Here is a 20,852-nt window from a genome sequence, read left to right on the forward strand (position 1 = left end):
AGCCCGCTATGTGAAAATCATGGCATAGATTAGAATATAATTCCTTCCACCTTGAAACAATGCTATCGAACCCCACTGAATGAAGTCCGGTGTGCTCTTTGAAGTCTCAGCCAATACCCCGAAATCGGAGGACAAAACAATGCAGATCAATATCCGCATGAAAATAGGCATCCCTCTCACGCTCACTGTCGCTCTTCTGGGAATGCTGAGCTTCTTCTTCATGTGGAACCAATTTTCCACGCTCAAGGACTCGAACATCAAGGACATACTCCTTGGAAAGCAGGCCAAGGTATACGAATCCCTGGATTTCGCCTCGACTTTCGCCAGGGACATGGCCGCCCTCTTCAGCCGCATGCCAGAGGTTATTTCGGCCTACCAGACGGCCCTCAGCGGCGACATCAATGATGAGAACTCCCCGCAGAGCCAGGCGGCCAGGGAACATCTGCGAACCGCCCTGGCTGAAGTCCTGACCGGCTATGAAAATATAACCGGAAAGAAATTCCAGCTGCATTTCCATCTGAGCAACGGCCGCAGTCTGGTCCGACTCTGGCGGGAAAAGCAGGCCAAACGCAACGGAACCTGGCTGGATATTTCCGACGATCTCTCCTCCTTTCGCCAGACCGTGTTGGACGTCAACAGAACAGGCAACGCCGTACAGGGGATCGAGTTGGGCAGGGGCGGCTTCGTCATCCGCGGCCTGGCTCCCATCAAGACGGCAACGGGCAAGCAGCTCGGCTCCGTGGAAGTGCTCATCAATTTCGCCCCCATTATCCAGGCTGGCGGCACGGGAGAGAATCAACAGATCCTGCTGTACATGAATGCGGACAAGCTGAAGATAACCACCCGGCTTCAGGACAAGGAAAAATACCCCATGTTCGGGCAGAAGTTCGTGCTGGTTTCGGGGCAGAAAAACAAAGCCCTGCGTGAAATGTTCACCCCGGATTTTCTTGAACAGGGCCGCAACGCCTTTACCAGCAAGGAAGTCGGCAATACCGCCCTCTCCGCCTTTCCCATCCTCGATTACCGGGGCAAACAGATCGGCGTCATGGTCTATGCCACCAACATCGCCCAACAGACGGCCATCATCGACCACGCCGTGTGGGCGCTCGGCATCCTGCTCCTGTCCATTCTTCTGCTGCCGGGCATCATCGGCAACCTGGTGATCTATCGTTTCGTCATCCGCCCGGTACAGCGCATCATGGACAAGATTCTGGACATTGCCGAAGACCGGGCCGACCTGAGCGACCGCCTGGACGATTCCCAAAAAGACGAACTGGGGGCCCTCTCCCGCCGCTTCAACCAGCTTATGGACAAGATACGACACCTGCTGGACGAGGCTCAGGGGTATGTGAACATGCTCAATGCCGTGCCCGATCCCATCTTTGCCGTGGACAAGGACTGGAACGTCACCACGGCAAACGAGGCGACCCAGACCATGCTGGGCACGGATATGGACAACATAAAGGGCCATCGCTGCATGGCGCTTATGCAGACCGAAGCCTGCGAAACAGATAATTGTCCCATTGCCAAGGCTCGGGAAAAGGAAGGGTATGTCCAGGCGGAAGTCATCGACATGAGCCGCGGCGGAAAACAGCTTTTCGTCCAGCCCATCGGCAACGTCATCCGCAACAGCCAGGGAGAAATCGTCGGCTATGTGGAAATAGCCCGCGACGTGACCGACCTGGTCATCAAGGAAAAGGAAATCGCCGCCAACATGCAGCGGGTGGAGAACATCAACGTCCAGACCGGAAAAGCCGCCACACAGATAGCCCAGACCTCCGAAGAACTGACCGAACAATTCGGCATCATTACCCAGGGAGCCTCGGAACAGAGGGAGCGGGCCGGGGAAACAGCCACCGCCATGGAGGAAATGAACGCCACGGTGCTGGAAGTTGCCCGCAACTCCGGGCGGGCAGCCAATGAGGCCGATACGGCCAAGAACAAGGCCCTGGAAGGTGCGGACATCGTTGCCAAATCCGTCGATTCCATCAATCAGGTGCAGGAACGCGCCCTGAAGATGAAGGAAAACATGGATCAGCTCGGCAAACAGGCCGACGAAATCGGCCAGGTCATCAACGTCATCACCGATATTGCCGACCAGACCAACCTCCTGGCCCTGAATGCGGCCATTGAAGCGGCCAGGGCTGGCGACGCCGGACGCGGATTCGCCGTTGTGGCCGACGAAGTGCGCAAGCTGGCCGAAAAGACCATGCATGCCACCAAGGAAGTAAGTACTGCCATCACGGGGATTCAGCAGGGGGCCAACCTAAATATTGAAAACGTGGACAAGACAACGGAACTGGTTACCGAAGCCGCAAAGTTGAGCGAGCTTTCCGGCCAGGCGCTGCGGGAAATAGTCGAGCTCATCGTGCGCACCAGCGATCAGGTGCAGTCCATTGCCGCAGCAGCCGAACAGCAGTCGGCAGCCAGCGAGGAGATCAACCAGGCCATCATGGACGTTACCCGCATTTCCGACGAAACATCGGAAAACATCGGCAGCTCCAGCCGGGCCGTCATGGACCTTTCCGAACTGGCCGAAAGCCTGCGCAATCTGGCTGGAAGCTGAGCAAGGAAAACGCAGCAGAAACATCAGAGTCAGCGTCGTCTGCAGAAAATAAAAAGGGAGGACCGTATCCGCACACACTGGCGCGGATGCGGTCCTCCCGTTGGGTTCAGCTGTTGCCCGCAAAGTTCAGGCAGATAACCCCGGCAATGATGATCAGGAGGGAAAAGGCTTTGAACATGGTGATGGTTTCGCCCAAAAAGATGCAGGAAAGCGAAACCACGCTGACAATGCCCACGCCCGACCAGATGGCATAGGCCACGCCCACGTCGATTTTCCGAACGGCCACGGACATGCTTGCAAACGATATCCCGTAGAAGACGAAGATCAGAATGCTGGGCAAAAGCCTGGAAAATCCGTTCGAGAACTTCATGCACATGGTCCCGCACACCTCGAAGGCGATGGCCGTGTACAGCAGCAACCAGTATTTAAGCATATCCCTCCACTTGTCCCGGTATCAGGGAAGATTACTCACCGCCGCATTCATAGCAAATCTATGCTCCTTGAACGCCAGGGTAAAGAAAACTCCTACGGACATCAGCAGGCCCGGCCATACCGGGTCCACGGCCAGCAGCGGATTGAGCGGAAAAAGCGCCTGCCCCACATACCATGCCACCACCACGACAAGCGACAGCGTCATGCTCCAAAAGGCGGCCCGTGCGGAAGCCCACTTCCACAGGAAGACACCTACGGTGGGAACGAACAGCCCTGCCGAGTTCACGGTGAAGGTCATTATGAGCAAGGCCATGATGTCCTTGGAGTACCAGCCTATCAGCGCCCCCGTAATGCCCACCACAAAGGAACTCACCATGCTCAGGCGCAGAATCCTCTTCTGGGGAGCGTTCGGATTGATGTAGCGATGGTAGATATCGCGGGTCAGATTGGCCGAGGCGCACAGAATGCAGGTATCGGCCGTAGACATGATGGCGGAAAGAATGGCCACCAGAATAAGCCCCTTCAGCCCCACGGGGAACAACTTGATGATCAGCGTGACCAGGGCGGTTGTTCCTCCGGCGGCGTTCGGAAACAGCACCTTGGAACTCATGCCCAGAAAACAGATGGACCCGGAAACCACCAGCACAAAAAAGGCGGCCAGCAGAGTGCCGTTACGCGCGCTGCGCTCCGACTTGGCGGCATAGCACCGGGTGTAGCCGTCCATGGAGGTGAAAAACGTCAGCACCATGCTGATGAACATGGCGGCAATGGTGCCCCAGCCCCAGGTGCCCATCTGAAAATACGAATCCGGGAGTTCCGTGGTCAGCCGCGAAAATCCGCCCAGGTCGTTCAGCGTGAGGGGAACGGCCACGACGGTCAGGCCCAGAATCATCAGCAGGGCCTGGAACCTGTCGGTCCGCTCCACGGCAAAAAAACCGCCCACCGAGGTGTAGAGAATGGTCACGGACGTGGCCACCACAAAAGCCAGCCCCAGCCCCAGCCCGGTTATGGAATTGATGATGTGCGCCGCGCCCAGCAACTGGCTGGCCGTATAGCCTATGTAGGCAAGGATGGTGGTGACGGTGCTGACGATCCGGGTACGCGAATCATAGCGTTGTTCGATAAGGTCGGGGTAGGTGATGTGGCTGTATTTGTCGCCGAGCCGCTTGATACGCCCGGCAAAGGTGAGACCGAAAATGATGAAACCGCAGAACATGCTCAGCGGATACCACAGAAAGGTGATGCCCATGCTGAACGATTTTTCCGCGCTGCCCATGATGGCCGCGCCGCCGACCCACGAGGACATCCATAAGGCCATCAGCGACAGAGCCCCCTGCGACCTGCCGCCCACGTAGTAATCTTCCGCCCCTGTGTGCTTCTTGTTTCCTCTGTACCCAATGAAGAGCAAGGCACAGAAATAAGCAACCAGAACGGCGTAATCAACAAACTGCATCGCGTTCTCCTTCCGTTTCCCCGCCCAAAAAGCGAGGCTTTTTTACCCAGAGTTGGAGGGCTAGCCGTTTGTAAGCAATGGATACAGGGGCGGACCGCATAAGGACCAGGTAAACGTCGGACAAACACGCCATGCGATGGGCCCGGAAGACATTGCAAACAATTCAACTAGGGGAGGACACACCCGTGCGGGCGCGCCCTCCCCGAATTCTTATTTTGACAAAACAACCAAGGCGTCTGCGGCGCACACGCCTTTGCCACGCTCGTAAACAAAGACCGGATTGAGATCCAACTCTTCCAGCGTGTCCCTGTGGTCCGCGGCAAACTCGGAAACACTGGCGATCAGATCGGCCAGGGCTTCCATGTCCAGCACCGCTCCCCCCCTGTAGCCGGTGAACAGCGGCAGGGATTTCAGGCTGCGGATCATGGCCAGGGCTTCGTCCCGGCTTACGGGCGCAGGCAGCATGGCCGTGTCTTTGAAGACTTCCACGAACACGCCCCCCAGCCCGCACAAGATGCAGGGGCCGAACTGCGGGTCCTTGGAAACCCCAAGGATGACTTCCATGCCAGGTTCCAGCATGCGCTGCACAAACACGCCGTCCACCTTGGCCTTGGGCGCATTGGTGCGGGCGTTGTCCATTATCTCGGCATAGGCTGCACGGACGGCCGGGGCGTCGTTCAGGTGCAGCTTGACGCCGCCCATGTCCGACTTGTGACCGATATCCGCCGAGGCCACCTTGAGCACCACGGGATACCCGACCTCTTCGGCCAGGGCTGCGGCCTGTTCCGGGTCTTCGGCCAGTCCGCCCTTGGGCAGGGGAATGCCGTAGCCGGAGAGCAGACACATGCTTTCAAACTCGGAAAGCGTCTGGCGCGTGGTCGACGTGTCCTCGGATTTCATGGGAACTGCGGCATCCAGGGTATGTGCGGAAGGATCGTATTCCACAAACCGCTTCAGATGGCCCAGTACACGGAAGGCATACGCAGGAGGAGGCAGAATCGGTACGCCAAGCGAAGCCAACCTGTCCAGATATTTCGGGTTGCGGCTGTTTTCCACAAAGGGAAGCATGGCCATGGGCTTGGCGTGTCCGTCCCGCACCACCTTTTCGATGCCGTCGGCCATGTAGTGGATGGCCGGGTCGGCAATTTCGTGCAGCAGGGTGTAGCCCAGCACCACCATGCCCACTTCCGGGTCGTCCATCACTGCCTGCACTGTCGCGGCATAGGCGTCGGCGTCATAGGAAATGGTGGCCGTGGAATCCAGCGGATTGGCCGGGCTGGCGTACTCGGGAAGAATCTCCCGCAGCTTGGCCAGGGTTTCCGGCGTAAAATCGGGATAGGCAATGCCGTGCAGCTCGCCCATGTCCGCGCAGATGCCGGTTTCCCCGCCGGAAAGGCTGATGGAGGCGAAGCCGCTTTTCTCCGGCAGGTGCGGCAGGGTGGAAAAAAGCACGGTGGTTGCCAGCAGTTCTTCAAGGTCGTTGACGCGGATGACGCCGAACTTGTCGAACACGGCATCGTAAATGCGGTCGGCACCGGACAGGCTGCCCGTATGCGAAGCCGCCACACGGCTGCCCTTTTCACTGCGTCCCACCTTGAGCACCACTACGGGCTTGCGGGCCAGAGCCGCCTTTTTAAGGCAGTTCAGGAACCTGCGGGGCCGGGTCACGCCTTCCAGATACAGGCCGACCACCTTGGTTTCCTCGTCGTCCACCAAATAGTCCAGGTAGTCTTCCATGCTCACGACGCTGCTGTTGCCCGACGAGATGGAATAGGAAAAACGCATGTTGGGGCTGTCCATGAGGGACAGGCACAGCTGCCCGCTCTGCGAGACAATGCCCACTCCGCCCTTGCGGTCGCGCTTGTCCGAGATGAAGGCAAAGGCGGACACGCCGTCTGCGTAGTTCATGAACCCGGCGCAGTTGGGGCCCATCAGGGCCATGCCCAGTTCACGGCACAGGGCCTTCAGATCTTCCTCGGCCTTGCGCCCTTCGGGCGTGCCGACTTCGGAATATCCGCTGGCATAGACCACGGCTGCCCGCGCACCCTTGGCGTGGGCCTGGCGGAGCAGCGTTTCCACGGTCTTCTGCGGGGTGCAGATAACGACCATGTCGATCTCTTCCGGCAGATCGGCCAGCGAGGGGTAGCATGGCCTGTCAAAGACGCGGTCACGCTTGGGGTTGACGAAATACACGCCCTCGCCCGTGCTGTAGTCCAGCACGTTGCGGCAGGTATCTCCGCCAAAACCCTCTTTTTCACTGGCCCCCACAACCGCCATGGCACGCGGGGAAAGAAGTTTTTTCAGATCCATGGCCTATCCTTTGCTGGCCGCTTCCGCACCTTGCAGAAAGCAGGCGCGGTTGAGCGGATTGTTGCGTCCCTTGGCCTCGAAGTAGGCGTCGATGCCGTCCGCGAACTCTTGCACGGGGAAAAGCTTGCTGGCTGCAATGGCCGCACCCAGCATGGCGATGTTCGCGCCGCGCGGGTTTTTCAGGTCGGCAGCCAGCGCCGTGGCCGGAACCTCCACCTTGACGATGTCGTCACGCAGGCCGGAACAATCCACCATGGTGGAGTTGGCAATGACGAAACCGCCCGGAGAAACCAGTTCCTGCATGGTGTCCGCGGAATCCTGGTTCATGGTGATGAGCACGTTGGGCGCATCGAAAAACGGATTGAGAATTTCGTTGTCGCTGATGCGCAGGCGGCAGCTTGCGGTTCCGCCGCGCATTTCCGAACCATAGGAGGGAACCCAGGTGACGCGCTTGCCTCCGCTTACGCTCACCTCGGCCAGGACCAGCCCGGCGGTGAGAACGCCCTGGCCGCCGAATCCGGCGCAGATGATACTAAGCATCGACTTTCTCTCCTGCTTTGATGAATTCACCCGTGGGGTAAAAGGACTTCACGTTGTCCTTGATATGGTCCAAAGCACCCTGCATGGACATCTTCCAGTTGGTCGGACAGGGCGAGAGAATCTCGACCAGGGAGTAGCCTCCCCCTTGCAGCTGGGTGTTCACGGCGGTCTTGATGTATTTTTTCAGCTTGATGATTTCCCCGGGCGAGGCCACGCAGCCGCGTGCCAGATAGCCAATGGGAAGGCTCTTCATATGATTGATGATGTTCACCGGCTGTCCGGCAAGACCGGCATCCTTGCCATTGGGCGAGGTGGTCGTACGCTGTCCCGGCAGGCTGGTGGGGGCCATCTGGCCTCCGGTCATGCCGAAGATGCCGTTGTTCACGATGATGGCGGTGATGTTTTCGTTGCGAATGGCCGCGTACATGGTTTCGGAAAAACCAATGGACAGGCTGTCGCCGTCGCCCTGATAGGTGAAGACGAAGTTCTCGGGGCGCACGCGCTTGATGCCGCAGGCCACGGCTGCCGCACGTCCGTGCGGTGCCTGAACCCAGTCCACGCCAAAGGTGTCCATCATCAGACAGGCACAGCCAACGGCCAGGGAGCCGACGGCAATGTCGTCCAGTTGCATTTCTTCCAGGACCTCGGCCAGCACCCTGTTGATGATGCCGTGGCCGCAGCCCGGACAGAACTTGTTATCCTCGACCAACAAGCCGGGTATTCTTTTTTCAGCCATGAGTAATACCTCCTAGCTGTTTAAAATCGTTGCAGCGGCGTCCACAATGGTCTGGGACGAAGGAATCTTCATTCCGCCGAGGAAGTGGTGGACCGGTGTCTTCATCTCCACCGCAAGCTCCACGTCGTCCCGCATTTTGGGCAGGGCGCTCAATTCCACGGTCAGGTATCCACGCACATCCGGATTGACTTCGGCAAAGGCCTTTACCGGAAAGGGCCAAACCGTGATGGGACGCACAAGGCCGAGCTTCAGCCCCTGTTCGCGGGCCATTTCCACGGCTTCCTTGCAGATGCGGGAGCTGATGCCGTAGGCAACCAGAACCACGTCCGCATCTTCCACGCGCACGGATTCCCAACGCTGCTCGCTTTCCTGCATGCGGTCGTATTTGGCCTTGATGTAGGCGTCGAAGTCCTTGATGTAGTACATGGTGGAGGTGACCCGCTTGAAAGCCCCTCCATGTTTGCCGCGCACGGCCCAGTCATGGTCCGGGTTGCAGGTACGGGGCTCGGGCAGTTGCACCGGCTCCATCATCGAGGCAATGGAGGCGTCGGACAGAATAAGGCAGGGGTTGCGGTATTCCTCGGCCTTGTCAAAGGCGTCCACAACCAGATCCACCGACTCCTGCACCGAGGCGGGAGCGTAGGCGATCATGCGGTAGTCACCGTGTCCGCCGCCGCGCGTAGCCACAAAGTAATCGCTCTGGGCCTGAAAAATATCTCCCAGACCTGTGCCGTAGCGCTGCACGTCCACGAACACGGCGGGAAGCTCGGCCGAGGCGATATAGGAAATGCCTTCCTGCAACAGGCTGAAGCCAGGGCCGGACGAGCTGGTCATGGCCCTGTGCCCGGCGGCTGCCGCGCCATAGACCATGTTCACACCGGCCAGTTCGGATTCGGCCTGCACAAAGGTGCCGCCGGCGGCGGGGAGATGCGCGGAAAGATATTCCGGGATCTCGCTCTGGGGGGTAATGGGATAGCCGCCGAAAAAGGTCATCCCGGCACGGATTGCGGCCTCTGCCAACGCATGGTTTCCCTTCATGAGCTTATACGCCATCGTGACCCACCTCGACGATTTCATAAACGTAGTCCGGACAGACAGTGTAGCAAGTACCACATGTGGTACATTTCTCCCTGTCTATCATCATGGTATTGTAGCCTTTTGCATTCACTTCATCCGAAATGGAAATAGCTTCCACCGGACATGCAATGCTGCAATACAGGCATCCCTTGCACCGTTCAGTATGTTGAACGACTTGTCTCTGCTTCTTACTGCTCAAAATGACCTCCTATGCCATCTCATTATACATAAGATGATGCGTTGAATTCCCCAAAGATATATACGCACGAGACGGCTTTATTCTCACCATTGCTTCGGAACTACCCAGCGATATGTCGAACCGTCAACGAAGAGTGAAAACATTTTAAAAGGTCGCATATGCGAACGCACAGGAAGAGCAAAAAAAAAATTCCGTTATTTCTCCTATTTTGGCTAAACCGAACCAACACAGCGAGGATGGAGAATGCTCGACGAACTGTGGACACAACAGTCGACAATCAATAAATGCCCGGCTCCCAACTAAAAGCGGGCAACAACGATTCCAGTATGTGAAGGAGATGTCATGGCAGAGAACAAACCCTACATTCTTGTGGAATGGAACGACACCGAAACAGACGCAAAAGGCTGGTTGTGCGCCTATAACTTTGTAAACAACTATTGCGGCGGCGGAACCCGCATGCACCCCACCGTCACCGCAGAAGAAGTCGTCCGCCTGGCTACGGCCATGGGCTACAAGTACAAGGCCTGTGAATCTACCACCACGGGTGGTTGCAAGGGCGGTATCGCATACGATTACAAGGCCCCCGACGCCAAAGACGTTCTGCGCCGCTATCTCAAGGCCATGGCTCCCTACATCAACGCTGGCGTATCCATCGGCGGCGACCTGGGCGTGGATTACGGCGACGTGCTGGAAATTCTCGACGAAATCGGCATCGGCCTGCCCCAAACCCAGGCCATGCGCAACGATCCCGAACAGCAAAAACGCATCAAAGACCACGACGACGTCTGCAACATGACCTACGACGGTTTCCTGATGTACGACATGATCACCGGTTACGGCGTTGCTGCCGGACTGGACGAAGCATGGAAGTTCAAGGGCGGCAAGGAAGGCGCACGCGTGGTCCTGCAGGGCTTTGGTTGTGCGGGTGCAAGCCTGGCCAACTGCCTGGACAACTGGGGCTACAAGGTTGTGGGCATTGCCGACGCCAACTGCCTGGTGACCTGCCAGGACGGCCTGGATGTGAAAAAGCTCATCAAGACCCGCAAGCCCAAGGGCGAAATGGATCCTTCGGCCTTTGAATCCAACTACGAAGTCCGTTCCAACAGCGAATGGCTCGACGTGGACTGCGACATCCTGATTCCCGCCGCGCTGGAAGACGTCATCAACAAGGACAACGTGGACAGGATCAAGGCCAGCCTGATCGTGGAAGCCGCCAACATCCCGGTAACTCCAGAAGCCGACAAGGTGCTGGCGGAAAAGGGCATTGACGTGTGCGTGGATTTCATCACCAACATGGGTGGCATCCGCATCTACGAAGTGGTCGTCTTCGGTCTGGTAAAACCCGAGCCCAAGGCGATTGCGGACGATACAATGAACATCATCCGCAAACAGACCCGCAGGGTCTTTGAAGAAGCCGCCAAGTCCGGCAAAACAACCCGGCAGATTGCCCGGGAACTGTTTGCCCCAGACAAGTCCGGCTTCCCCGATATGCCCAAGATCTAGGCCCGAAAGCCGCCGTGCCCCGCGCACGGCGGCTTTTCCGATCCGGCTTTCGCCTTCTATGGAGGATGGGCGAAGGACCGGCAACCACGCATCGGGTCGCGCAACCCGGAGGAGATTTACATGAACCCAGCCGTCCGTAAGTATCTCAGCATCCTGGCCCTGTCCTTTGCAGGAGGGTCCATCTACACGCTGCCCTACATCAAGTACGTATTTTACGACACGCAGATCGAGGTCATGGGCATCAGCAACACGCAATCCGGTTTTCTGCTCAGCATGTACGCCCTTGGCTGTATTCTCTCGTACATCCCCGGTGGCCTCATCACAGACAAAATTTCCCCACGCAAATCCATTGCAGTATCCCTGTTCGGCACCGCGGTCCTCGGCATGGCTTATGGCTTGACCTTTTCCTACACCCTGTCCCTGGGCATCTGGTTCCTCTTCGCCCTCACAACCGCTTTCGTCTTCTGGACCTCGCTCATGAAAGCCATCGGCATGGCCGGTGACAGCGACGAACAGGCCCGCCTGTACGGACTGTACTATGCAGGCAACGGCATTGCCGCCGCCATCATCAACAGCCTGGCGCTGAAGGCCTTCACCTGGGGCTCCACCCCGCGCGAAAGCCTGTTCTATGCGGTCGCCATCATGTCCGCCAGCATGGTTCTCTCCGGCGTCCTCATCCTGATGTTTCTCAAGGAAGGCAAAACCGAAAGCGCGGCAGAGGACAAATTCGACTTCAGCGTGGTCAAGGACATCACCAAGAACCCCATGGTCTGGTGTTTTTCGCTGATCGTCTTCTCGGGCTACGCCATTTACTCCAGCACCAGCTACTTCACCCCCTACCTGACCAACGTGGTGGGACTTTCGGTTGAAGAATCCGGTGCCTACTCCATCGTCCGCAGCTACCTGTTCTACCTGCTGGCACCGTTCGGCGGCTACCTGGCCGACAGAATCTTCCATTCCACGGCCAAACTCTTCCTGGCCCTGTTCGCCATGCTGGCGGTGATCATCGGCGGCGTACTCTACCTGCCCGAAACCATGTCCATTACCGCCATCAGCCTGTACACCCTGCTGCCAGGAGCCCTCGGCCTGATGCTTTACGGCCTGGTCTTCTCCGTGGTGCGTGAAGCAGGTATCCCGCTGAAGGTGGCCGGAACCGCCATCGGTATAGCCTCCATCATCGGCTACACGCCGGACTTCTTCTTCTCCGCCATGTTCGGCAGCTGGCTAGACGCTTACGGAAACCAGAAAGGGTATGCCATGATCTTCACCTTTCTGGCAGCCATTGCCGTGCTGGGCGCCGTCATGTCCCTGATCATCGTCAAAAAGGGACAGCGCGATAATAACATGGCAGCAAACAACGCATAACAACCCACTCCCGGGGAGCCGTATGTACGGCTCCCTTCGCGGCTGTCCGCCCTTTTGTTCAGCTGCGGATCTCTTTGGGTCTCCCACTTTCGGGCCACCGTCATCCCTCGGTGGCCCGAAAAAAATTGACAACACCAGCAAGACGCCGCACCATCCCCCTATGAAGATCAATCGTACCGTTCAACGGGCGCTTCAGGTGCTGAACCTGGTAGCCAACTCCCCCAAAGGCTACCGTCTCTCCGAACTCGTCTCCGAACTCGAAATCCCCAAAACAAGCCTTTTCGATATCGTCTCCACCCTCACGGCCATGAATTATCTGAGGGAACACGACAAACGCTTCTTCATCGGCATCCAGGCCAAAGAGACAGGCGACCGCTACGGCAAAATGCAGGACCTCTGCGATGTGGCCGAGCCGATCCTCGTGGCCGCCTCGGAACGCTACAACTCCTCCGTGGCGCTGGTCCGCATAGCCCGGGATCACCTGGACTACTTTTACCAGTACCACCCCAAGGATGCAGTCATGGTCGCCAGGCAGTCCAGCCCGTACAACATCATGCATGCCTCGGCCACGGGCAAGATTCTGCTGGCCTTCGCGCCCGAGGAACAACGGGAACAGCTGCTTGGGGAGATCGTGCTGCACAAATTCACGGACCGCACCCTGAGCACGCTCGAAGACGTGCGCAACGAATTGAAACAAGTGGAAAAACAAGGCTTTGCCCTGGACAACCGCGAATACCACTACCTGCTGCAATGCGTGTCCGCGCCCATCATCCATCACGACCAGGTCATTGCCGCCCTGTCCTTCTCGGGGCTGAATCTCTACAACGACAATCCCCAGGAAATGATCGAACACGTCCGGCACACAGCCGCGGAAGTCTCCGAAGCCTACGCCCGGGCCTAGAGCCTTCCCGGAAACGGGCAGCCGTTACAACGCAGGAAGGGAGCCTCTTCATAAAAGGCTCCCAGGCTGCTGACAAAGGCACGATAGCGTCGTTGTTTCAAAAAACTCAAACCCTTGCGTATCTGAAAATACGCGTCGGTCTTGAGTTTTTTTTACGACGGTGAGTCTTGTGGCTCTCGTACCTTTTTGAGCAGCCTGCCGGATTGGACTTTGTAATCAATCTGGGGAGCCTTTTCATAAACCAGACTTTGCAATGCAAAAAACAAAAGAAATCCGGCGGAAAACCAACCAGGAAGTTTTCCGCCGGAGAGGGTAGGGATGCTTCAGTATTAATGAAGCAAATTGGGGAGAAACGTAATGATCGGCGGACACAAGGTCAGCACAAGCAAAACCGCAATCAAGGCATACAGATACGGCAGCGAGGCCTTCATGACCTTTTCGAGGGGAACCTTGGTGATGGCGCTGGCAACAAAGAGGTCCAGTCCAACAGGCGGCGTAATGCAGCCCAGGGCCAGGTTGATGACCATGAGCACCCCGAAGAACAGCGGATCGATTCCGAGCTGGACCGCGACCGGCAGGAAGATGGGCGTCAGGATGACCACGGCGGCCGAGGCGTTGATCAGCGTACCGATGACCAGCAGGAGCACGTTCATCACCAGCAGAAAAAGCAGCGGAGAATCCGTAAGAGAAACAACGTAGGCCCCGATGTGATGGGGAATCTCCAGGTTGGTCAGCATCCAGCCAAAGACCTTGGCCGCACCGACGATGAACATGATCAGCGTGGTACCGATGACCGCTTTGAAGATGATTTCCGGAAAATCCTTGATCTTGAGTTCCTTGTAGATGAACAGCCCCACGAAGATTCCGTAGACGGCGGCCACTGCCGCGGCCTCGGTGGGTGTGAATATCCCGCCGTAGATGCCCCCGATGATGATGACCGGAGTCATCAGCGCCCAGAAGGATTCCTTGAACGTGACAAACAATCTTGTGGCGGAAAAGGCCCCTTCGGCCGGGATGCCCTCTTTCTTGGCAATGGCCCAGCTGACGATGCACATGCTGAGTCCCATGAGCAGGCCGGGAACAATACCGCCCACAAAGAGATCGCCAATGGACGCACCGGCAATGACGCCGAAGACGACCAGGGTGATGGAGGGCGGAATGACGATACCCACGGTGCCGCCTGCGGCAACAATGCCCGTGGCCAGTTCGCGGCGGTAGCCCTTACGCTCCATCTCGTTGACCATGGTGGAACCGATGGCCGCGGTGGTGGCTGCGGAAGAGCCGGAAATGGCCGCGAAGAACATGCCCGAAACAGCCACGGCCTGGGCCAGTCCGCCCGTGAACGAGCCGACCATGGCCTGGGCGAAGTTGACGAGACGTTTGGTCACCCCGCCTGCGGACATGAAGGTCCCGGCAAGCATGAAGAACGGCACTGCCATGAAGGAAAAAGAATCCACGCCCGAGTACATGGTCTGAGTGATCATGACCTGGGGCATGTTGAGATATTGAAAAAGTATGATGGAAACCGACAGTCCCAGGGCAAAGGCCACGGGAACGCCGAGAAAAGTCATGCACAGGAACGACCCCAAAAGTACGCCTTCCATGTTCCCCTCCTATTTTTCGTGTCGGACCGGTTCGGCATTGGCCAGACTGCCCATAGCGTCGGAAACCACGGGATTCCCCTTCCGCTTTATTTCCCGCATCTCACGGAAAACCTTCATGGTATCCCTTCCCAAATACAAAAGCATTAGCACGGCGCTGACCGGAATAATCACGTACACGGCGCTCATGCTGATTCCGAGGCCCGGGGCCGTCTGAAATGTCATGACCCTGGTCATTTTTGCGCCCTGAATAAGAAGAAGAAGGATGAACGCGCAGCTGCACAGGTTGATGAACAATTGCAGGGCAATGCCCGACATGCGTCCTTCGAGTTTGCTCGGCAACAGGCGTACCGCCAGGTGGCCGCCTTGGCCCATAAGCAGGGCGGAACCGAGAAACACCACCCAGACGAACAGGAACCGGGCAAGTTCCTCCGACCATTCAAAGGTGTACCCAAAGAAATATCTGGTGATGACCTGCATGAAGATAAGCAGCAGCATCACCCCCATTGCCACAACAGAAACCCAGTAAAGAACCTTTTTCAGGCTGTTGAAGAGTCTTTCCATGCCGCGCCCTCCCGGGATGAGGCTGGCCCGGCCGTGTGGCCGGGCCGGTAGAAATTATTCCTTAAGCGCCTCGACCTTGTCGATGTTGTCCTGGCCGACAATGGGAGCGAAGATTTTATACACAGGCTTGGTGGCTTCCATGAACGCGTCGCGGTCCACTTCGATGACCTCGATCTTGCCGGTCGCCTTGATCTTGTCCCAGTATTCCTGGTCCTTTTTCGTGGAAAGATCGCGCTGCCAAGCAATGGCTTCCTTGGCGGAATCCTGGATGATCTTCTGCTGTTTCGGTGTCAGACGCGACCACGAGGCCATGGACATGACCAGTGGTTCGGGAGCGTAGGCGTGGGCGGTAAGGGAGGCGTACTTCTGTACTTCGAAGAAACGCTTGGTCCAGATGTGGGCGCTGGGGTTTTCCTGGCCGTCCACGGTCCCCTGCTGCATGGCGGAGTAGAGTTCGCCAAAAGCCATGGGCGTGGGAGATGCGCCAAGAGCCTTCATCATTTCAATGTAGATCTTGTTGGTCATCACACGGATTTTAAGCCCCTCCATGTCTGCGGGGGTCTTGACCGGACGCACGTTGTTGGTGATGTGGCGGATGCCGTTCTCCATGTAGCCGAGCAGCTTTATGCCCTTGGATTCCAGGGGAACGCCCAGTTCCATGCCCACGCTGTCCAGAGACTTGTAGGCATGCTTTCTGTCTTTGAAGAGAAACGGCAGGTCGAAAAGTGAAATTTGCGGCTGAAACTGCCCGAGAACAGCCGTGCCCACCAGAGCGAGGTCGACGGTTCCGTAGATGAGGCCTTCGATAAGGTCTTTCTGTCCGCCCAGCTGGGAGGAAGGAAACACCCGAACTTCCATCTCTCCGCCGGATTTCTGGGCCACAATCTCGGCAAATTTTTCGGCTCCCTGTCCATAGGGGTGAACCGGTTCGGCAATATGGCCGAGTTTGAGCACAACATTGCCCGCAAAGGCAGGGACCGAAAGACAGACGACCATAAAGGCTACAACAAGAACCTTGGCGAAACGAATCATATCTCCTCCTAAAAATGAATGAGAACGATTGGGACACGCAATGCATCCGATTTGGGAATCGGGGATTTATGAAGAGGAAAGATACACGGTTCAGAGAAAAAAAAAGTTTATGTAAATAAAAAGAGATTATTCCATTTTGTAACTTTTGTTCATTTTGTTCACGGCAGATGAAGCCGGAGAAAACGGGTGGAGAAAGCACGGACGTTTCGGAAAGCGGACCGGTACGGGGAGAGGAAAGACGGACGGATTCCGAACCAGGGCACGGACTTTCGGCTAGCACATCCTTTTGGCTGGCACGGACTTTCGGCTGGCACATCCTTTTGGCTGGCACATCCCTTCGGCTGGTGTGTTCTGGGCGAACAGCCACACTCTGTCCTGGAGGAAAAAGAAAGTTAGAACCCGATATCCACCGGACGGATTCCGGCGGACTCACCAACAAAAAAGAAAATCAGATAGAGAAATAGCGCCGCTCCGGCCTGCCTATGGAACCGTACACAAGGTCGGCATAGGTAACGCCCACGGCAACGAGATATTCCAGGTACCTGCGGGCCGTGGAACGGCTGACGCCCATCTGCGCCCCCACCTCTTCGGCACTGAGGCCCACGGCAGGGTCGCTCTGTTCCAGAACGGACCGAACCTTGCCCAGCGTCAGCGGATCGATCCCCTTGGGCAGCGTGGCCGAGGCATTGGAAAAGCTGTTCTTGGCAGCGGAGTGCAGCAGCTTGTCCACGTCGCCCTGCCCTATGCAGACACCGCTGCTCAACCTGCTGCGGTAGTGGCGGTATTTGGTAAGGCACTCGTTGAAACGTGCGGCAATGACCGGTTTGATGAGATAGTCGAACACTCCGCCCCGCAGGGCTTCCTTTAGCGGACCGACCTCACGTGCAGCGGTAATCAGCACCACATCCGTCTCCAGCCCCTTGGCCCGGATTTCCCGCAGCAGCTCGGTTCCCTGCTGGCCCTCGGGAAAGTACAAATCCAGCAGAACCAGGTCCGGCTCCAGCACTTCCACCATCTCACGGGCCTCGTCCAGGGAATAGGCCACGCCCACCACATCGCAGCCCTCCACCCGTTCGGTGAACCGGCGGTGCAAATCGGCGATGTGCGCATCGTCCTCAACTACAAGTACCCGTATGTTATTCAATTCCCGTCGGCCCCTTCTTGGGTATGGTCACGGTGAACAAAGCACCGCCCAGCATACTGTCTGCCACCAAAATATCCCCCCCCAGCTCGTTCACGCGCTGCCGGACCAGATACAGTCCCACGCCGCGCCGCTCCTTCCCCTTGGATGACACGCCCTTTTCGAAAATCCGGTCTGTGTCCTCAATCCCCACTCCGGGCCCGCTGTCCTCTATTTCGAACACGATATCGTTTCCAAGGTCGGTAAAGGACAACTCGACAACCCGGTAGTCCTCTTTCCGTTCCAGAACCGCTTCAAAGGCATTGTCTATGAGGTTGCCCACAATGGTGACGATCTTTTCCTTGCGTATCCAGCTGGGCACGTCCTGCATGGTGCCTTCCCGGTCTATGTTGAACATGATCCGGAGTTCCTTGGCCCGGTTGAACTTCCCAAGCAGTATGCCCGCAATGACCGGATGGGGCACGGCTTCGCCCAGAAAACGGATGACGTCCTCATATCCGGAGGCCTCGTTGGCAACAAGCTCGAGCGCCTCGTTGTAGGCCTCTATCTGGATAAGCCCGGCAATGGTGTGCAGCTTGTTGGAATACTCGTGCGTCTGCACCCGCAACAGTTCGGAATATTCCTGTACCCTGGAAAGCTCGCTGGCTATGCGGTCCAGCTCGTCCTTGGGCCGAAAGGTGGCAACAACCCCCTCGGGCTTGTTGTTGCGCATCACCGGCACAATATTGAAGATCATGTCCTTGTCGTTGACAATGCGTTCCTGGTCGTACTCCGCCTCGCCGGTCTCAAGCGCCCTGCGCAGCCCGGCTCCTGGCAGCACGGAATCGATGGCATTGTCTTCGTCCACCACGGAAGGATCGGTCTCCGCATAGACAAAGGCGGCCTTGTTGGCGACACGCACCCGGGCATGGGAATCAATGGCCACAACGCCTTCGCGGATGGCCTCCAATATGACGCCACGTTCCAGATACAGGGAGGTTATTTCGGAAGGTTCAAGCCCCAGTGTGACTTTCTTCAGATGATGAGCAAGGATGAAGGCGCTGGCTATCCCGACGAGAACCATTGCCAGGACCAGCGTGAACGGCTTGTTCAGATGGGATGGAATGGCTTCGTGGATGCGCGTCGTGAGGAAGCCGACAGAAACAAAACCGATGATTTTGCCGTTGTAGTCGCGAACGGGCGTCATCCCGCGCAAGGACGGCCCCAAAGTCCCTACCGCCTCGGAAATATACGACCTGCCTTCCTTGAGGGCCGGTCCCGTGTCTCCGCCGACAAAATGCTTGCCTATTCTGTCGGCCTTGGGATGGGAAAAACGAATGCCGTCCTTGTCACCCACCACCACGTAGGACGCCCCGATGCTTTCACGGATGGCCTCGGCGATTTCCTGAATATTTCCGTAAGGGTCCTTGGCCGCCAGCGCCCGGCGGATGGTTGGCATGTGGGCAATGGTCTTGGCGGTCTCCAAGGCGCCTTCGCCGATCTCCTGCTTCAGTATGTCGGACACCGGCCCGGCAATGACCAGCCAGCCCACGCCGATCTCCAAAACAAGCAGCCACAGCACCATGTGAATCAGATGCGACCGGATGCTCCTGGGCCTGATTTTTTCTATGAATGCGGAAAACGCCACGCTGCAGCCTGCCCGGATAAAGTGTCGATGCCGTCCGAACAATATCCGCAATGTAGCGTCCCTACAAAAGACGGAATACGACCACCGCCTTATGCCAGCCGTACCGCATCACCACGAACAAGCTCCGACTTTATTCCCCAAGCGCCGATACCATTCGCAAGATGCGTCCTTTGAAAGGCAACACCCGACAACCCGGGGCGAAATGTTGCCCTACATTTATCACGGTATCCACCATCTATCCATATCGGATTTTGCCTGTTTTTCACCGCTTTATCGAAAAAGCATGTATATTTCAGACTCTGACAGGAGTTCGGATTTACAGGCAGAAAGAAATGCGAGGGGGAAACCTCTTGAAAGAGGTTCTCCCCCTCGCGCTCCCCTTTCCAGAACTTTTTACTATTGAATGGGGCACGCTTGAAAGCGTTCGGTCTTTTTTCTTCTCCCCTAGCGAATAAAACTCCCCTGAAACCAATTGATTTCAGGGGAGTTTTATTCGCTACGAACCAGCCCTCTTCCCAGCCTTTATAAATTCCCGAAATTCTTTCTACGTTTATCTTCCCCGCTCACCAGCCTTCTTCCCAGCCCCACAAACGTCCAGAATTCTTTATTTGCCGCTCACCTACCTTCTTCCCAGGGCTCGTAAGTTTTGTTCCCGGCGAGGCACAACGGAGTGTCGCGAGCGAGGACAGTATATTTTAATACGGCCCGCGAAGCGACACCTCTGTTGTAACGAAGCCGGGATCAAAAATCACGAGCCCTTATACTTCAAATTCTGTTCCAAGCAGTCTCCGCCATAGGCTCATACCCCTTTTCCTGGGCCACAATGTCCAGATGAACAAGGCCCAGCGGAGCCACCCGCGGATCAGGCGCACGCTCAAACTCACGCGTATCCAAGGTGACGAAATAATGCTTGCAGTTGTTGCAGGCATCAATGCGTTCGGTCTTCCAATCCTCGGACTGAAAATACTGCAGCTGCTTGTGGTCCTCGGTTTCGCACCAGGGGCAGACATTGCGCCGGAACCGCCAGCTGTGGCCGCAGCAGGAGCAGTGCAGCCAGCGCTGTCCGCCGTGTGCAACCAGATATTCGGAGTCCAGGCTTTCCTTTTTCTTGAGCAGGGACATGTCCGGGAACGAACCGCAGACGGGACAGTAGCCCTTGGTCCATTGCAGGTTGGCTATGGACTCGACCCCGTCCCGCTCCATACGTTGCATGAACGGCGCCATTGCCAGCAAACCGACAAAGACAAACAAGGCAAGCCGTTCTTCCATGGGGCTTTCCAACGGCGCTGCTCCTGCCAGGGCTTCCACACATGCGGCATCCTCGTCCCACAAGGCACTTGCCAGCTCATTGGCGCTCTTTTCGTTGTCCAGAAACGACATGACGGCGGAGATGTCGTCGGCAACGGCGGGCATGCCCCGCTTGATGGCTTCGGCAACGTTTACGAGCGCCTTTTGAAATCGGGATCCAAAGTCGGGCAGTTTCATCTCGCCAAACAACGGAACGCCTTCCTTGAACTGTACCGGATCGGGAATGGGCAGTGTGAACCCGTCCCAATCGTCCAGAGTTTCCAGGGTGCTCTCGCCAGCCTCGACCAAAGGTCCGAACGCCTGAATGATGTTATCCAGGGCGGGTGCCTGTTTGCGAAGTTCGGCCAGGCTTTCGGCAATCCCTTTTGCTCCGGTTGCGGCGCTCTTGTTGATTCTGCTCATGTTCTGCTCCTGCCTTTGCTCGTATGGTGTGTCCCGGCTCTTCCTAGGAGAAACGCGGTTGGAAAGAACGGTCCAAGCCGTCCCAAACAGTATTC

At 57.1% G+C, this 20,852-nt stretch carries 17 protein-coding genes; 4 read left to right on the forward strand and 13 right to left on the reverse strand.

Translation table 11 applies throughout. From position 1 onward, the window contains the following. Positions 1 to 139 precede the first annotated feature (139 nt). Positions 140 to 2,566 (forward strand): methyl-accepting chemotaxis protein, encoded by a 2,427-nt coding sequence (locus ACI0FJ_RS10625; protein ID WP_424302920.1) that lies wholly within the window; start codon positions 140 to 142, stop codon positions 2,564 to 2,566. Positions 2,567 to 2,672: 106 nt separating this feature from the next. On the opposite strand, the gene ACI0FJ_RS10630 is transcribed toward ACI0FJ_RS10625, so the two are convergent. The 7 genes from ACI0FJ_RS10630 to ACI0FJ_RS10660 form a co-directional block, all read right to left on the reverse strand. Further along, a complete protein-coding gene (locus tag ACI0FJ_RS10630; RefSeq protein WP_424302923.1) occupies positions 2,673 to 2,999 on the reverse strand; it encodes a DMT family transporter in 327 nt (108 codons plus the stop codon). A 21-nt stretch (positions 3,000 to 3,020) separates the two neighbouring features. Then, a complete protein-coding gene (locus tag ACI0FJ_RS10635; RefSeq protein WP_424302926.1) occupies positions 3,021 to 4,451 on the reverse strand; it encodes a sodium:solute symporter family protein in 1,431 nt (476 codons plus the stop codon). Positions 4,452 to 4,661: 210 nt separating this feature from the next. Continuing rightward, on the reverse strand, positions 4,662 to 6,761 hold the full coding sequence (locus ACI0FJ_RS10640; protein WP_424302929.1) for an acetate--CoA ligase family protein: 2,100 nt from the start codon (positions 6,759 to 6,761) through the stop codon (positions 4,662 to 4,664). A 3-nt stretch (positions 6,762 to 6,764) separates the two neighbouring features. Next, on the reverse strand, positions 6,765 to 7,301 hold the full coding sequence (locus ACI0FJ_RS10645) for a 2-oxoacid:acceptor oxidoreductase family protein (protein WP_424302932.1): 537 nt from the start codon (positions 7,299 to 7,301) through the stop codon (positions 6,765 to 6,767). After that, on the reverse strand, positions 7,294 to 8,037 hold the full coding sequence (locus tag ACI0FJ_RS10650) for a thiamine pyrophosphate-dependent enzyme (protein ID WP_424302935.1): 744 nt from the start codon (positions 8,035 to 8,037) through the stop codon (positions 7,294 to 7,296). The genes ACI0FJ_RS10645 and ACI0FJ_RS10650 overlap by 8 nt, the downstream gene beginning before the upstream one ends. Positions 8,038 to 8,049: 12 nt before the next feature. Then, positions 8,050 to 9,090, reverse strand: a complete 1,041-nt coding sequence (gene vorB / locus ACI0FJ_RS10655) for a 3-methyl-2-oxobutanoate dehydrogenase subunit VorB (protein ID WP_424302937.1) — start codon at positions 9,088 to 9,090, stop codon at positions 8,050 to 8,052. Beyond that, positions 9,080 to 9,313 carry a 4Fe-4S binding protein gene (locus tag ACI0FJ_RS10660; RefSeq protein WP_424302940.1) on the reverse strand — a complete coding sequence of 78 codons (234 nt, stop codon included), beginning with the start codon at positions 9,311 to 9,313 and terminating at the stop codon, positions 9,080 to 9,082. The genes vorB and ACI0FJ_RS10660 overlap by 11 nt, the downstream gene beginning before the upstream one ends. A gap of 342 nt (positions 9,314 to 9,655) precedes the next feature. Between ACI0FJ_RS10660 and ACI0FJ_RS10665 the strand changes: the two genes are divergently transcribed. From ACI0FJ_RS10665 to ACI0FJ_RS10675, 3 genes are all read left to right on the forward strand, one after another. Continuing rightward, a complete protein-coding gene (locus ACI0FJ_RS10665; protein WP_424302943.1) occupies positions 9,656 to 10,816 on the forward strand; it encodes a Glu/Leu/Phe/Val family dehydrogenase in 1,161 nt (386 codons plus the stop codon). 120 nt (positions 10,817 to 10,936) lie between these two features. Then, positions 10,937 to 12,181, forward strand: coding sequence for an MFS transporter (locus tag ACI0FJ_RS10670; protein WP_424302946.1), 1,245 nt, complete (start codon positions 10,937 to 10,939; stop codon positions 12,179 to 12,181). 160 nt (positions 12,182 to 12,341) lie between these two features. Next, the gene (locus tag ACI0FJ_RS10675) at positions 12,342 to 13,082 is read left to right on the forward strand and encodes an IclR family transcriptional regulator (protein WP_424302949.1); all 741 of its coding nucleotides are present in this window, start codon (positions 12,342 to 12,344) and stop codon (positions 13,080 to 13,082) included. 329 nt (positions 13,083 to 13,411) lie between these two features. Here ACI0FJ_RS10675 and ACI0FJ_RS10680 read toward each other — a convergent pair whose 3' ends face one another. The 6 genes from ACI0FJ_RS10680 to ACI0FJ_RS10705 form a co-directional block, all read right to left on the reverse strand. Beyond that, positions 13,412 to 14,686: a TRAP transporter large permease gene (locus ACI0FJ_RS10680; protein ID WP_424302952.1), complete on the reverse strand. Its 1,275-nt coding sequence runs from the start codon at positions 14,684 to 14,686 to the stop codon at positions 13,412 to 13,414. Positions 14,687 to 14,695: 9 nt separating this feature from the next. Beyond that, positions 14,696 to 15,247 carry a TRAP transporter small permease gene (locus ACI0FJ_RS10685; protein WP_424302955.1) on the reverse strand — a complete coding sequence of 184 codons (552 nt, stop codon included), beginning with the start codon at positions 15,245 to 15,247 and terminating at the stop codon, positions 14,696 to 14,698. A 54-nt stretch (positions 15,248 to 15,301) separates the two neighbouring features. Further along, complete coding sequence (locus tag ACI0FJ_RS10690) at positions 15,302 to 16,279, reverse strand: DctP family TRAP transporter solute-binding subunit (RefSeq protein WP_424302958.1); 978 nt, start codon at positions 16,277 to 16,279, stop codon at positions 15,302 to 15,304. 448 nt (positions 16,280 to 16,727) lie between these two features. Continuing rightward, positions 16,728 to 17,423, reverse strand: a complete 696-nt coding sequence (locus ACI0FJ_RS10695) for a response regulator (RefSeq protein WP_424302961.1) — start codon at positions 17,421 to 17,423, stop codon at positions 16,728 to 16,730. Continuing rightward, positions 17,416 to 19,047 carry an ATP-binding protein gene (locus tag ACI0FJ_RS10700; RefSeq protein ID WP_424302964.1) on the reverse strand — a complete coding sequence of 544 codons (1,632 nt, stop codon included), beginning with the start codon at positions 19,045 to 19,047 and terminating at the stop codon, positions 17,416 to 17,418. The genes ACI0FJ_RS10695 and ACI0FJ_RS10700 overlap by 8 nt, the downstream gene beginning before the upstream one ends. Positions 19,048 to 19,812: 765 nt before the next feature. Next, complete coding sequence (locus ACI0FJ_RS10705; protein ID WP_424302967.1) at positions 19,813 to 20,757, reverse strand: formate dehydrogenase accessory protein FdhE; 945 nt, start codon at positions 20,755 to 20,757, stop codon at positions 19,813 to 19,815. Positions 20,758 to 20,852: the final 95 nt, after the last annotated feature.

The organism is Desulfovibrio sp. 7SRBS1 (assembly GCF_049723905.1).
In the GTDB taxonomy this organism is placed as follows: Bacteria; Desulfobacterota; Desulfovibrionia; order Desulfovibrionales; family Desulfovibrionaceae.